The sequence below is a fragment of the Bradyrhizobium sp. SZCCHNS30572 genome, assembly GCF_032484415.1.
Classification (GTDB): Bacteria; Pseudomonadota; Alphaproteobacteria; order Rhizobiales; family Xanthobacteraceae; genus Bradyrhizobium.
The window spans coordinates 200,623-214,730 of record NZ_JAUESY010000011.1 but is presented as its reverse complement, the minus strand read 5'-3'; the positions used below and the strand labels follow the sequence as shown (position 1 = coordinate 214,730).

9 protein-coding genes and 1 riboswitch are annotated in these 14,108 nt (G+C 66.1%); of the genes, 4 read left to right on the top strand and 5 right to left on the bottom strand.

The window, feature by feature from the left end; all coding sequences use genetic code 11:
- Positions 1-58 precede the first annotated feature (58 nt).
- Positions 59-1,408 carry a carbohydrate porin gene (locus QX048_RS30010; protein ID WP_315828237.1) on the bottom strand — a complete coding sequence of 450 codons (1,350 nt, stop codon included), beginning with the start codon at positions 1,406-1,408 and terminating at the stop codon, positions 59-61.
- Between the two features lie 963 nt (positions 1,409-2,371).
- Between QX048_RS30010 and QX048_RS30005 the strand changes: the two genes are divergently transcribed.
- Positions 2,372-3,010, top strand: a complete 639-nt coding sequence (locus QX048_RS30005; protein WP_315716071.1) for a leucine-rich repeat domain-containing protein — start codon at positions 2,372-2,374, stop codon at positions 3,008-3,010.
- A gap of 178 nt (positions 3,011-3,188) precedes the next feature.
- Here QX048_RS30005 and QX048_RS30000 read toward each other — a convergent pair whose 3' ends face one another.
- From QX048_RS30000 to alaS, 3 genes are all read right to left on the bottom strand, one after another.
- Positions 3,189-3,320: a hypothetical protein gene (locus QX048_RS30000; RefSeq protein WP_315828236.1), complete on the bottom strand. Its 132-nt coding sequence runs from the start codon at positions 3,318-3,320 to the stop codon at positions 3,189-3,191.
- 521 nt (positions 3,321-3,841) lie between these two features.
- A complete protein-coding gene (locus QX048_RS29995) occupies positions 3,842-5,071 on the bottom strand; it encodes a cyclic nucleotide-gated ion channel (protein ID WP_315828235.1) in 1,230 nt (409 codons plus the stop codon).
- A 2-nt stretch (positions 5,072-5,073) separates the two neighbouring features.
- On the bottom strand, positions 5,074-7,770 hold the full coding sequence (alaS, locus tag QX048_RS29990; protein ID WP_315753149.1) for an alanine--tRNA ligase: 2,697 nt from the start codon (positions 7,768-7,770) through the stop codon (positions 5,074-5,076).
- A gap of 181 nt (positions 7,771-7,951) precedes the next feature.
- Positions 7,952-8,062, top strand: a riboswitch (glycine riboswitch).
- A gap of 145 nt (positions 8,063-8,207) precedes the next feature.
- On the opposite strand from alaS, the gene gcvT reads away from it, so the two are divergent.
- From gcvT to gcvP, 3 genes are all read left to right on the top strand, one after another.
- Positions 8,208-9,356, top strand: coding sequence for a glycine cleavage system aminomethyltransferase GcvT (gene gcvT, locus QX048_RS29985; protein WP_315828234.1), 1,149 nt, complete (start codon positions 8,208-8,210; stop codon positions 9,354-9,356).
- Between the two features lie 9 nt (positions 9,357-9,365).
- Complete coding sequence (gcvH, locus tag QX048_RS29980; RefSeq protein ID WP_315716067.1) at positions 9,366-9,731, top strand: glycine cleavage system protein GcvH; 366 nt, start codon at positions 9,366-9,368, stop codon at positions 9,729-9,731.
- Positions 9,732-9,885: 154 nt separating this feature from the next.
- Complete coding sequence (gcvP, locus tag QX048_RS29975) at positions 9,886-12,759, top strand: aminomethyl-transferring glycine dehydrogenase (RefSeq protein ID WP_315828233.1); 2,874 nt, start codon at positions 9,886-9,888, stop codon at positions 12,757-12,759.
- Here the strand turns inward: gcvP and QX048_RS29970 are convergent.
- Positions 12,738-13,817, bottom strand: coding sequence for a DUF1835 domain-containing protein (locus QX048_RS29970; RefSeq protein ID WP_315828232.1), 1,080 nt, complete (start codon positions 13,815-13,817; stop codon positions 12,738-12,740). The genes gcvP and QX048_RS29970 overlap by 22 nt on opposite strands.
- Positions 13,818-14,108 lie beyond the last annotated feature (291 nt).

Below are 14,108 nucleotides of genomic sequence, written 5' to 3'. Positions count from 1 at the left end.
GCGCCTCGCGCGATGGGGCGGATGCTGCACACCCGCCCCATCGGCTCACATCACAGGATCAGAAGTGCACCACCGTCCGCAGGCCGAGAACCACCGCATTGCCGGTTTTGACACCGGCGCCATTGAAGCCCCGCCCGCCCGGATTGATGACATACTGGGCGTCGAACTTCAGGTTCATCCAGCCGGTCGCCTGCCAGCCATACCAGGCCTCGATCGGCACCTCGTTGCCGCCCGCATTCGGCGTCAGCGCCGCCGAGTTGACATGCGTGGTGCCGACCGCGAAGCCGACCTCGTCGTCGGGACGGAACGAGAAGGTGCCGGTGTGCTTGACGCCCCAGGAGATCTGGTAGTCCTGATACGCGGTGCGGTGATCGGCGACGCTGGTGTTGAGGAAGGTGTACCAGCCCTGCGCCTTGGGACCCTCGACCGTCAACCGCTGCAGGATCGATTCGTAGAAGCCGTAGCGGCCGCGCTGGCTGCTGAGGTTCTGATCGCCGACGCCGGGGCCGCCGGCATACACGCCGGTGATGCCGGGCAGACCGCCGTCGATGGTCGAGGCGCTGTCATACCAGCCGCCGACGCGCCAGGTGCCGTTGAGCGGACCGCTCGGTTCATACACCACCTCGACCGGCACCAAGACGCCTGCGGCCGGATTCGAGCGCGGAATGCCCGGCGCGAGATAGACGCCCGCGTCCGACGTCGTCAGATAGTTCGGATTGGCGTCGTAGACGCCGACCGACAGCTTCCATTCCTTGGTGAAGTTGTAGTGCACGACGCCGGCCCACTGGCTCACCGGCCAGTTGTAGATGTAGCCGCCCTGGATGTTGCCCGGCTGGCCGCCGCAGAAGGTCAGGTTGATGAACTCGCACTGGCCGAAGAAGAAGTCGGAGCCGACCGGCAGCCGGCCGCCCTTGAGCACGAGGCGGTCGTCGAACAGCTTCTGCTGATAGTAGAACTCGGTGAGGCGCAGGATGTTGCCGCGGCCGAACACCTCGTTGGTCAGCTGCAGCGCCGGAATGCCGGCCTCGCTGTTGAGATTCTTGCCGAAGCGATCGACCAGCGTCACGCCGATCATGCCGCCCTGGATGCCGGCGAGCTTGGCCATGTCGAACTTGGCCTCGAACCACAATTGCCCGGCATTGGCCGCGGTGTTGCGCGAGCCACCCGACAGATTGGTGACGGCTTCGTCGCCGAGCGTGAGCGCGAGCGAGATGCCCTGCTCCTTCAGCCTGGTCCGGCCGAGATCGCCGAACAGATACGGCCGCGTCCAGAAATCATCGACACCCGCATAGGGAATCGGCGGCGCCTTCATCGGCAGATCGGCCGCGACCGCACCACCGCCACCCAACAAACAAGACAAAGCAACCCCTACGCCGCACATGCGCGCGGTCGTCGCAAACCCACTCATTTTTCCTGCTCCTCGCAGCGTCCCCAGGCTCTGGATGTTGTTCTGTCGCGCCCGGCCCAGAGCCTCCGTCCCGGCACGCGCTTCCCCACGGCTCAATCCCCGGCCGCCGCCCATTCGAGGGGCGATTTCGTCAACCTGAGATTGGATGGCAATCCTAGCAAGCGCCGAGGCGCCTTTGAATAGTCATATTATATTTGGGAGTCGGTATAACCGTAACTGTGACATGAGCGTCACATGCCGCACTGCGGAATATCTGCTGTTCAGGTCCGACCACGTGAAGCCGTCCGTATGTCGCTACGCTCACGAGCGGCTCGCCTGGAAGCACGATGTCTCCGCGCGTCATTGGAGAGGAGCTGCGAGTTCGAGAGCTCTCGGGCCGAGGCAACTTCCTAGCGAGGCTGCGCATCTTGAACGAGGGCATTCCACTCATCGCGAACGGCGTCCCGAAGCAGACCAGGAGGGATCGCGCCCACGTTCTCTGGCGCAAGATGACTAGGCTGTGGGCTGCATGTCTCGATCAGGAAATTGACGGCATCGTCTGTTGTCTCAACCCCAGCGGCTTTGGCCGTCGGTGCATACGTGCGGACGCAGGCTTTGAGGTTAGAGACCACTTGACGCAGTCTGTCGTTCTCAGCCCGTGCTGATACTAACAGCGCAGCGGCAACAAGCAGCAATGCAATTGCCGTTCTCAAGGCATCGATCCCCATGACATCCAGCCCATCAGAATTGCATCGGCAGTTGTGCGGTTTAAGTGTGTAAACACCAGTTACGCGTCAGCCGAGGGTCAGCCAGCTTCGGGTCAAAAACTGCCTTGTGGCGTCACTGCCAGCTTATTTCCAGTTGCACCCTGATAGCGTAAACTTCCGCCGCGGACCGAAAGGCCCGAGACGGGCCAGAAGCGCCCTTGGTCTCCGGGTGAAGTCGAGGCATGATCCGGCCGTGAGGAACGCGTCGGACTTGCACTTGTCGTTGTGGAAACAGGCGCTCGGCGCCGTGCCGGATCATGTCTGGGATCGGACGAACCTGCAATCGCTCGTGCTGGCCGACAATCGCCTGGTGGAGCTCTCGGACAGGGTCGGCGAGCTGCGCGCCCTGAGAACGCTGGACCTGGGCCATAACCTGTTGCGGCAGATTCCGGCTGCGCTAGGCGAACTCGTCGGCCTGAGCGACTTCCTGTACTTGCACGACAACGCGCTGAAAGAGCTTCCGCCGTCGTTGGGGCGACTTACCCGGCTGCGCTACCTCAACATCAGTGCAAACGAATTCGAGAGGCTGCCCGACGCGGTTACCGAGATGTCGGGACTTCTCGAACTTCGCGTGACCGACAATCGCCTGACGACTCTGCCGACGACCATTTCCAAGCTGACGCGGCTGCGTGAGCTGCATCTCAGGAACAACAGCTTGACCCATTTGCCGGAAGAGATCGGTTCAATGGTGGAGCTGCGGCAGATCGACTTGAGAGGGAACCCTGTCGCCGCATTGCCGGAAGCGCTGCTCAAGCTTCCACGCCTCGAAAAGCTCGATCTGCGCTGGGTGACGACGATTTCCCACCCGGACTGGTTCGCTGAGCTCAAGGAGCGAGGTTGCGCGATTTACCTGTAACGCTTGCGTTTGCAACGTCCGCAACGGTCACAAGCCGCCGTCTCGAACGTTTGAGCGCCAGGGCCATTGTGCCGCAGACGGCCGCCGACTTGCTGCGCCGGGCGTGTCGGAGCGATCGGGCCAAATTCGGTCGTGACCTGTCGTCGTTGATTTGCCCGACGAGCAGCGTCCCGGCCGTTCATGCAACGAAATTGGTCTCGGCCACCCCAAATCGGCCTTTGCCGGAACGGCGCATTTCATCAGCAGCTTCAACGCCATCGCCCGTTTCAAGAGCTTCGTGCAAAAATAAACCACTTCCGAAAATCAGCAAATCATGTCTATTCTCTCCACGTTCCGGTCTGGATGAGGGGCGTACGCGTCGTCACGAAACGTTGGGCCGGCAATGCGGTGGACGTGAGGGCATCAGCGCGCTTCATGCGCGGACGATTGATGCGCTCGCGGACGTGAAGTCGCGTGGTCCTGACACCCCGAAGCTGGTGTCCCCGCGGCGGCGAGCGAGAAGCGCGTCGTCGCGCACGGTGGCCAACAAGCCCGGTGCACCGAGGAGATCGCGTATAAGCGTTAAAACCGCCGCGCAGGGAATGCCGGATGAACCGGCTTTGCCTGTGGTACCTGCCGCCTGCATTTTTTTCCGCAGGCGGGCCATGGGTGAGGCCCTCACCCGGCATTCCCTGCGCCCTCATCACTCTCGAGGGCGGACGTCTTCCGCATCTCCTGGGTGCAATCGCGCCGCGGGATGGTGCGCGCGCGCCCGGCTGTTTGACTCGTTGGAAGATGGAATGAGACGCGCGCCTGCCGTCGCCAACGACGTACGGAATCCGCGCGCAGCCCCTACTCGTCCGTCTGGTCGTCGTGCTCGGCCTGCGACAGCTCGGCAAGGGCGAGGTCGCCGGAATCGGCCATGCGCGCCTTGGCGATGGTCCGGACATGCGCGGCGAGCGCCGGCATCCGCGCGATCAGCGCATGGAAATCCTGCGCGTCGAGCACCAGCAGCCGGGTCTTGCGCGTCGCCGTCACGGTGCCCGAGCGCTTGGTCCGGTGCAGCAGCGCGATCTCGCCGAAGAACGTGCCGTCGGCGAGCTTGACGCATTGCGTCGGCAGCTCGATCTCGACCTCGCCGGCAGTGATGAAATACATCGAGGAGGCGGCATCGCCGCGCCGCACCAGCACCTCGCCGGATTCGATCGTGCGCGCGCGCAGCAGCCGCATGATGTCGGCGATTTCGGACGCCGAAAGATGCGAGAACAGCGGCACCCGCGCCAGCATGCCCCAGGTGACGACGAAGTCGCGCCGCTTGATCTCCTCGGCGAACGCGGTGGAGATGATCGCGACCGGCAGCGCGATCATGGCGAAGCCCCAGATGATCGCGAACACCGTGATGATGCGGCCGAGCGGCGTCACCGGCACGACATCGCCATAGCCGACGGTGCCGAGCGTCACGATCGCCCACCACATCGCGTGCGGGATGGTGCCGAACTTGTCGGGCTGGACGTCGCGCTCGACCGCATAGAGCAGCGAGGCGAACAGCAGCACCGCGCCGGCCAGGATGACGAGGCAGCCGATCAGGATGCGCCGCTCGGCCTGCACCGCCGACAGCAGCGAGCGCAGCGCCGGCGAATAGCGCACCAGCTTGAGGAACGGCAGCACGATGCACACCGCTTCCAGGCTGCGGTCGCCGAGCACGAGCGCAATCGCGGCCGGCACGAAGGACAGGAGATCGATCAGGCCGAGCGCTGACAAGGCGTAGGCGAGCCGCTCCCGGTGCGGCGACTGGCGCCGCGGCATGTGCCCCGCCACGCTCCAGAGCCGAGCGACATACTCCGCGGCAAACACGATCAGCGAACAGACCTTGATCGCTCGCAGCAATCCGCCAATGGCGGCCGCGATGTCCGGGTCGGAGGCCAGCACCACCGCCAGCACGTCGAGCGTGATGACGAGCACGATGAACTGGACGACGCGCGAGCCGTGCGTGCTCGGCAGATGGTCGTGCTCGAGCAGCTCGTACAGCCGGTCGCGCAGATCGGGATCGCGAACGCTCTCGCCCGGCCCGAGCGTCGGCACGGTCAGCCTGCCTTGCTGATCGCGCTCTCGATCGCGGCCAGCGCAGCCTCCGCCTTGGAGCCGTCGGGACCGCCGGCCTGGGCCATGTCGGGACGGCCGCCGCCGCCCTTGCCGCCGAGCGCCTCGGACGCAGCCCGCACGAGGTCGACCGCATTGAAACGCGAAGTGAGATCGGCGGTGACGCCGACCACGACCCCGGCCTTGCCGTCCTCCGAGGTTGCGACGAGCGCGACCACGCCGGAGCCGAGCTGCTTCTTGGCGTCGTCGGCCAGCGACTTCAGATCCTTCATCTCGATGCCGGTGACCGCGCGCGCCATCAGCTTCACGCCGCCGACGTCGCGGACGCCGGCAGCAGGCGAGCCATTGCCGATCGAGGTGCCGCTGCCCATCGCGAGCTTCTTGCGCGCGTCCGACAGCTCGCGCTCAAGCTTCTTGCGCTCCTCCATCAGCGCGGTGATGCGCGCCGGCACGTCCTCGACCGTGGTGCGCAGCTCGGCCGCCGCCGCCTTGGCGAGCGAGAGGTTGTGGTTGGCATGCGCACGGGCGCCGCGCGCCGTCAGCGCCTCGATGCGGCGGACACCGGACGCCACCGCACTCTCCGAGGTGACCGCGATCAGGCCGATGTCGCCGGTGCGCCTGACATGGGTGCCGCCGCACAGCTCGACCGACCAGCCCAATGTATTAGAACCTTGGGCGTTATTGCCGTGATCACGCGCGGCGTTGCCCATCGAGACGACGCGGACCTCGTCGCCATATTTCTCGCCGAACAGCGCGCGGGCGCCGGCCTCGCGGGCATCGTCGAGCCCCATCAGGCGGGTCGTAACCTCGGCATTCTCGAGCACGACGTCGTTGGCGATGTCCTCGACGCGGGCGAGCTCTTCCGGGGTGATCGGCTTCGGATGGACGAAGTCGAAGCGCAGGCGGTCCGGAGAAACCAGCGAGCCGCGCTGGGCGATGTGGTCGCCGAGCACCTGGCGCAGCGCCTCGTGCAGGATGTGGGTCGCCGAGTGGTTGGCGCGGATCGCCGAGCGCCTGGTGTGGTCGACGTCGAGCTGCAGCGCCGCGCCGAGCTTGAGCGTGCCCTGCTCCACGGTGCCGATGTGCGCGAACAGGTCGCCAGCCTTCTTCTGGGTGTCGGTGATGCGCACGCGGACGCCGTCGCCGGTCATGAGGCCGGTGTCGCCGACCTGGCCGCCGGACTCGCCGTAGAACGGGGTCTGGTTCAGGACGATGACGCCGCTCTCGCCGGCCTTGAGGCTGTCGACCTCGGCACCGTTCTTGACCAGCGCGGTGACCGCGCCTTCGGCGGTCTCGGTCTCATAGCCGAGGAACTCAGTGGCGCCGAGCTTCTCGCGCAGCGGGAACCAGACGGTCTCGGTCGCAGCCTCGCCGCTTCCGGCCCAGGCCGCACGCGCCTTGGCACGCTGGCGGTCCATGGCGTCGGTGAAGGAGGCCTGGTCGACGCTGATGCCGCGCGACTTCAGCGCGTCCTGGGTGAGATCGAGCGGGAAGCCGTAGGTGTCGTACAGGGTGAAGGCGACGTCGCCGTCGAACATGTCACCCTTCGAGAGCGAGGCCGACTTCTCGTCGAGGATGGCCAGCCCGCGCTCCAGCGTCTTGCGGAAGCGGGTCTCTTCGAGCCGCAGCGTCTCCTTGATGAGCGCCTCGGCACGGATCAGCTCCGGATAGGCCTGGCCCATCTCGCGCGAGAGCGTGCCGACCAGCTTGTGCATCAAGGGCTCGCGGGCACCGAGCAACTGCGCGTGGCGCATCGCGCGGCGCATGATCCGGCGCAGCACATAGCCGCGGCCCTCGTTCGAGGGCAGCACGCCGTCCGAGATCAGGAACGACGAGGCGCGCAAATGGTCGGCGATGACGCGGAGCGACGCCTTCTGCGGGCCCTGCGGGTCGGCATTGGTGAGGTCGGCGATGGCGCGGATCAGGGCGACGAACAGGTCGATGTCGTAATTGTCGTGCTTGCCCTGCAGCACCGCGGCAACGCGCTCCAGGCCGGCGCCGGTGTCGATCGACGGCTTCGGCAGCGGATTGCGCACCCCGCCTTCGAGCTGCTCGTATTGCATGAACACGAGGTTCCAGATCTCGATGAAGCGATCGCCATCGGCCTCCGGCGAGCCGGGCGGGCCGCCCCAGATCTTGTCGCCGTGGTCGTAGAAGATCTCCGAGCACGGGCCGCACGGGCCGGTGTCGCCCATCTGCCAGAAATTGTCCGAGCCGGCGATCCGGATGATGCGCGATTCCGGCAGGCCGGCAATCTTCTTCCAGAGCCCGAACGCTTCGTCGTCATCGATGTAGACGGTCGCGGTCAGCTTGTCCTTCGGGAGGCCGAACTCCTTGGTGACGAGCTTCCAGGCGAGCTCGATGGCGTTCTCCTTGAAATAGTCGCCGAAGGAGAAGTTGCCGAGCATCTCGAAGAAGGTGTGGTGCCGGGCGGTGTAGCCGACATTGTCGAGATCGTTGTGCTTGCCGCCGGCGCGCACGCATTTCTGCGACGTCGTGGCGCGGTTGTAGGGCCGCTTCTCGACGCCGGTGAAGACGTTCTTGAACTGCACCATGCCGGCGTTCGTGAACATCAGGGTCGGGTCGTTGCGCGGCACGAGCGGCGAGGACGGCACGATCTCATGGCCGTTCGCAGCGAAGAAATTGAGGAAGGTCGACCTGATCTCGTTGACGCCGCTCATAGCAATCCAATCGAAGAAGTCCGGGAATTCGGCGGCAATGCTTTTAGACAAGGCGACTTCGCGTGTCCAGAAACTGTGCAGAAACATCATGGGCTTGCTGCACGGCTCCTAAAGCTGGTTGAAAGCCGCCGTGACGCGTTGACAGCTTGCGCGGGCTGGTGTTTGGTCCCGGACATAGACGACAGTCGCGTCGGGAGAGACTGGCCTTTGAGGTTCTGGTTGAACGTCAAGGGTCGGCGCCGAAGGAGCAACCGCCCCGGAAACTCTCAGGCAAAAGGACCCTCGCGACTGCAACTGCATCTGGAAAGAGACGCTTGTCCGGTTTTGACCGGGACGCGTCCGCCGACGGGATAATACTCTCAGGCACAGCGACAGATGGGGCTTCGGTGGCGTTTTTCGGGACTGGTCCCGAGGAACCGCGCGAGGATCCCTGATCGATGGCTGAACCGGCTGCCCCCCCTTTTTTGAAGCGAACGCCGCTCCATGCGCTGCATGTCAGCCTTGGCGGCAAGATGGTGCCCTTCGCGGGCTATGAGATGCCGGTGCAGTACGCGCCCGGCGTGCTCAAGGAACACCTCCATACCCGCAGCGCGGCCGGGCTGTTCGACGTGTCTCACATGGGCCAGGTCGCGCTGGTGCCGAAATCCGGCAAAGTCGCCGACGCCGCAGCCGCGCTCGAGCGGCTGGTGCCTCAGGACGTCATCGGCATTCCCCCGGGCCGGCAGCGCTATGCCCAGTTCACCAGCGCCGACGGCGGCATCCTCGACGACCTGATGGTGGCGAATTTCGGCGAGCACCTGGTGCTGGTGGTCAACGCCGCCTGCAAGGACGCCGACATCGAGCTGCTGCGCGACGGGCTGTCCGACGTCTGCGAGGTGCAGCCGCTGAACGACCGGGCACTCCTGGCGTTGCAGGGGCCGAAGGCCGCGAGCGTGCTGGCAAAATTCTGCGCTGATGCCGAGGGCATGCGTTTCATGGATTCCGGCCCGCGCACGGTCGACGGGCTCGCCTGCTACGTCTCGCGCTCCGGCTACACCGGCGAGGACGGCTACGAGATCTCCGTTCCCGCCGCCAAGGCCGAGCAGCTCGCCGAAGCGCTGCTGTCGGACAAGGACGTGCTGCCGATCGGACTGGGCGCCCGCGACAGCCTGCGGCTCGAGGCCGGGCTCTGTCTCTATGGCCACGACATCGACACGGCGACGACCCCGGTCGAGGCCGCGCTGGAGTGGTCGGTGCAGAAGGTCCGCCGCAGCGGTAGCACGCGCGCCGGCGGCTTCCCCGGCGCTGACAAGATCCTTGCCCAGTTCGATGGCGGTGCGACACGCCGCCGCGTCGGCTTGAGGCCCGAGGGCCGCGCGCCGGTGCGCGAGGGAGCTGCGCTGTTCGCGTCGGCCGATTCAGCCGAGCCGGTCGGCCAGGTCACCTCTGGTGGCTTCGGCCCGACGCTGAATGCTCCGGTCGCGATGGGTTACGTGCCGACCACTCTCTCTGCGCTCGACACCCCATTGTTCGCCGATGTGCGCGGCCAACGCCTGCCGCTGCGCGTCGCCGCCATGCCCTTCGTTCCCAACACCTACAAGCGCTGAAGGACGTCCATGACCACGCTCTACACCTCCGACCATGAATGGCTCAGCATCGATGGCGACACAGCCACCATTGGCATCACCGACTATGCGCAGGCCCAACTCGGCGACGTCGTGTTCGTGGAGCTGCCGCAGGTCGGCCGCGCGCTGAAGAAGTCGGAAGCCGCCGCCGTGGTCGAATCGGTCAAGGCCGCCTCCGACGTCTACGCGCCGATCACCGGCGAGGTGGTCGAGGTCAACCAGGCGATCGTCGACGAGCCGGCGCTCGTCAACACCGACGCCGGCGGCAAGGCCTGGTTCTTCAAGCTCAAGATCGCCGACCGGGGCGAACTCGGCGGCCTGATGGATGAGGCCGCCTACAAGGCGCATACGGCGTGAGACGCGCGGTGCGTAGCCCGCATGAGCGGAGCGATGCGGGACCGGCGGTCCCGGGTCGCTGCGCTCGCCCGGGCTACGGTCTGCCGATCTCGCCGTCGCTGTTTACTGGATGCCCCGCCGTCGCGGGGCATGACGAGGCATAGAGGATTTGCTCATGACCACGCCGCTCAAGCCGCTCGATGATGCCGCCACCAGCTTCGCCCGCCGCCATATCGGTCCCTCGCCGCGCGACGTCGCGGCGATGCTGGAGACCGTCGGCGCCAAGAGCGTGGCGGAGCTGATGGCGCAGACGCTACCCGGCACGATCCGGCAGACGGCGCCGCTCACCCTCGAGCCGGCGCTGAGCGAGCCCGAAGCATTGTCACACATGCGCGCACTCGCCGCACGGAATCAGGTCTTCACCTCGCTGATCGGCCAGGGATATTCCGGCACGCTCATGCCGGCGGTGATCCAGCGCAACATCCTGGAGAACCCGGCTTGGTACACGGCCTACACTCCCTATCAGCCGGAGATCAGCCAGGGCCGGCTGGAGGCGCTATTCAACTTCCAGACCATGATCTGCGATCTCACCGGGCTCGACGTCGCCAACGCCTCGCTGCTCGACGAGGCCACGGCGGCGGCGGAAGCGATGGCTCTGGCCGAGCGTTCGGCGCGGGCGAAGACCAAGGCGTTCTTCGTCGATCGGAACGTGCATCCGCAGACGCTGGCGGTGCTGCGCACCCGCGCGGAGCCGCTCGGCTGGCAGCTGATCGTCGGCGACCCCGCCGAGGATCTGGACGGCACCGAGGTGTTCGGCGGCCTGCTGCAATATCCGGACACGACGGGCGCGCTGCGCGATCCGCGCGCCGCGATTGCCAAGCTGCATGACAAGGGCGCGCTCGCGATCCTCGCCGCCGACCTGCTGGCGGTGACCGTGATTGCCTCGCCGGGGGAACTCGGCGCCGACATCGCGATCGGCTCGGCGCAGCGCTTCGGCGTGCCGATGGGCTATGGCGGACCGCATGCGGCCTACATGGCGGTGCGCGATGCGCTGAAGCGGTCGCTGCCCGGCCGCATCGTCGGCCTCTCCGTCGATTCACGCGGGGCTCCCGCCTATCGGCTGGCGCTGCAGACCCGCGAGCAGCACATCCGCCGCGAGAAGGCGACCTCGAACATCTGCACGGCGCAGGTGCTGCTGGCGGTGATTGCCGCGATGTACGCGGTCTATCATGGCCCCGACGGGCTGAAGGCGATCGCCCGCACCGCGCATCGGCGGACCGCGGTGCTGGCTGCAGGGCTGCGCAAGCTCGGCTTTGCGCCGGAAAGCGAGGCCTTCTTCGACACGGTCACCGTCGAGGCCGGCGCCAAGTCCGAGTCGATCATCGCCCGCGCGGAAGGCGAGCGGATCAATCTCGGGCGCGACGGCAGCAGGCTGCGGATCGCGCTCGATGAGACCACGACGGCCGATGTCGTCGAAGCCGTCTGGCGCGCTTTCGGCGGCGAGCTCTCCTACACGACGATCGAGGCGGAAGCGCGCGAGGCTCTGCCGGCCGAGCTCAAGCGGCAGCGGCCGTTCCTGACCCATCCGGTGTTCCACGCGCATCGCTCCGAGACCGAGATGCTGCGCTATCTGCGCAAGCTCGCGGACCGCGACCTCGCGCTCGATCGCGCGATGATTCCGCTCGGCTCCTGCACGATGAAGCTGAACGCGACGACCGAGATGATTCCACTGACGTGGCCGGAATTCGCCAGCCTGCACCCGTTCGTGCCGCGCGCGCAGGCCGCCGGCTATCATACGATGTTCGCCGATCTGACCGACTGGTTGTGCCGGATCTCCGGCTATGACGCGGTGTCGCTGCAGCCGAACTCGGGCGCGCAGGGCGAATATGCCGGCCTCCTGGCGATCCGCGGCTACTACGCCGCCCGCGGCGAGGGCCATCGCACCATCTGCCTGATTCCTTCCTCCGCCCACGGCACCAACCCGGCCTCGGCGCACATGGCCGGCATGGAGGTGGTCGTGGTCGGCTGCGATGCAGGCGGCAATGTCGATCTCGCCGATCTCAAGGCCAAGGCGGAAGCGCATAGCGCCAAGCTCGCCGCCATCATGATCACCTATCCCTCGACGCATGGCGTGTTCGAGGAGCACATCCGCGACATCTGCGACGTCGTCCATGCCCACGGCGGACAGGTCTATCTCGACGGCGCCAACCTCAATGCGCAGGTCGGCCTCGCCAGACCCGGCGATTACGGCGCCGATGTCAGCCATTTCAACCTGCACAAGACCTTCTGCATTCCGCATGGCGGCGGCGGCCCGGGCATGGGCCCGATCGGCGTGAAGGCGCATCTGGCGCCCTTCCTGCCCGGTCACCCCGCGACCGACGGCGCGAGCGCGCATCCGATCGGGCCGGTCTCGGCCGCCCCCTACGGCTCGGCCTCGATCCTGACCATCTCCTACATCTACATGCTGCTGATGGGCGGCGACGGCCTGACCCGCGCCACCGAGATTGCGATCCTCAACGCCAACTACGTCGCGGCGCGGCTCGATGCGCATTTTCCGGTGCTCTACCGCAACGAGCGCGGCCGCGTCGCGCATGAATGCATCATCGACCCGCGGCCGCTCAAGCAGAGCAGCGGCGTCACCGTCGACGACATCGCCAAGCGGCTGATCGACTACGGCTTCCACGCGCCGACCATGAGCTTCCCGGTGGCGGGCACCTTGATGATCGAGCCGACGGAATCGGAGTCCAAGGCGGAGCTCGACCGCTTCTGCGACGCCATGATCGCGATCCGGAAGGAGATCGCCGAGGTCGAACAGGGCCGCTTCGGAATCGAGGCCTCGCCGCTGCGCCACGCGCCGCACACGGTGCACGACATCGCCGACGACGATTGGAACAGGGCCTACCGGCGCAGCGAGGGCTGCTTCCCCGCGGGCACCTCGCGCACCGACAAGTACTGGTGTCCGGTCGGCCGCGTCGACAACGTCTACGGCGACCGCAATCTGGTGTGCTCATGCCCGCCGGTGGCGGACTACGCCCAGGCGGCGGAGTAAGCCTCCTCACGCATGTTCCAGTGGATCGGGCGCCACGGCTCGCGACAATCAATGACGTGAGGCGTGCCGGGATCCGGAGCGATGAGCACCGCATGCCAACGCCAGAGATTGGCGTTGATCAATTCGGTGCCGCCCCACCAGCGCCGGATCGGATTATGGCTGCTGAAATCCTCCTCGCCGGCCAGGATCGCCTTGCCGAGCGGCGTCAGCGACAGCGTGCTCGCCTTGTAGCGCTCGAGGCGTTCACGGCTGTCGTGCATCTCGACCGAGAACGGCCGTTCGGCGAGGCCCGAAATTGCCGGCGCCGGCGCCAGTGCCAGACCGTCGAGCAACGCGCCTCCCTCCCAATAGTCATAAACGCGGCGTTGAAAGCGATCCCGATGATGCGGCAACAGGTCGAATGGGTGCTGATAGCCGGCTGACAGCAATTCGAGGATTCTCAGCTCCGATGCTCCCAGGCCCGTCGCAACACCAGGAAGCTCATCGAGCATCTCCTGCACGCAGCGGCGAAGCTGCGGCAGTGCACTGAGATCCTGCTTCAACAGATCGAACCAGGCTTGCGGCGTGGGCGCCCGAAACGCCTGCCATGCCAGATGGCCCAAATCGAGATGCTCACGCGCAAGCTCTACGCCGGCAATGGCCCGACCGGCGAGTCGCCCGGCCGGGGCATCGGATAGCGGGACATCGACATGCCGCAATACGATCTTCGTCGCGATCTCCGCGTGATGGCGCAGATAGTCCAAGAGCCAGATCAGCACCAACTGGTCGTTCGGACGGGTCCCCATCCACAGCTCGACGCTATCGCAACGGTCGACAAGTTCGAGAAAACTCTGACTCCGCCCGCCGACCGCCATGAAGTCGCCACGCGAGGCGAAATCCAACCAATGCCCGCGCTTCGGTCGCGCGGCGCGCTGGACGAGATAAGCCGATAACTCGGCATCTGATGGCAACGATCCCCATACGAAACGATGGAGAATTGGCACCACCAGGTCGGCAAAGCCGCCTCTCCGAAGCGCTCCGGCGCTGGGATCATCGGCCGCTAGAATCAAACGCGTCATGCTGTTGGCTCCGGCACGACCTGATTGGCTCAAGACGCTATCAACACGCTCGCGATCGGCTCCCGGCGCCCAGGACTGGTGTCGGAAATGTCGGTGCCGCCGCGCGGATCCGGTCCGCTCGCCCGCGCACGCGCTTTCGACTATTCGCGCTGAAGATCGTATCCGGCGCTCGGAATTCAGGCTCACTGCATTCGATCATGCAGCAACCCCAGATTTCGGCAGAACACCACACATCTGCAAACGGGCGCCGGAGCGTCGGCAACGCAACGTCCACGGCACCCGCTGCCGTCT

Coding starts and splice junctions, on each gene's coding strand:
- gcvH (WP_315716067.1), top strand. CDS start 9,366: ATGACCACGCTCTACACCTCCGACCATGAATGGCTCAGCATCGATGGC.
- QX048_RS30010 (WP_315828237.1), bottom strand. CDS start 1,408: ATGAGTGGGTTTGCGACGACCGCGCGCATGTGCGGCGTAGGGGTTGCT.
- QX048_RS29970 (WP_315828232.1), bottom strand. CDS start 13,817: ATGACGCGTTTGATTCTAGCGGCCGATGATCCCAGCGCCGGAGCGCTT.
- gcvP (WP_315828233.1), top strand. CDS start 9,886: ATGACCACGCCGCTCAAGCCGCTCGATGATGCCGCCACCAGCTTCGCC.
- alaS (WP_315753149.1), bottom strand. CDS start 7,770: ATGAGCGGCGTCAACGAGATCAGGTCGACCTTCCTCAATTTCTTCGCT.
- gcvT (WP_315828234.1), top strand. CDS start 8,208: ATGGCTGAACCGGCTGCCCCCCCTTTTTTGAAGCGAACGCCGCTCCAT.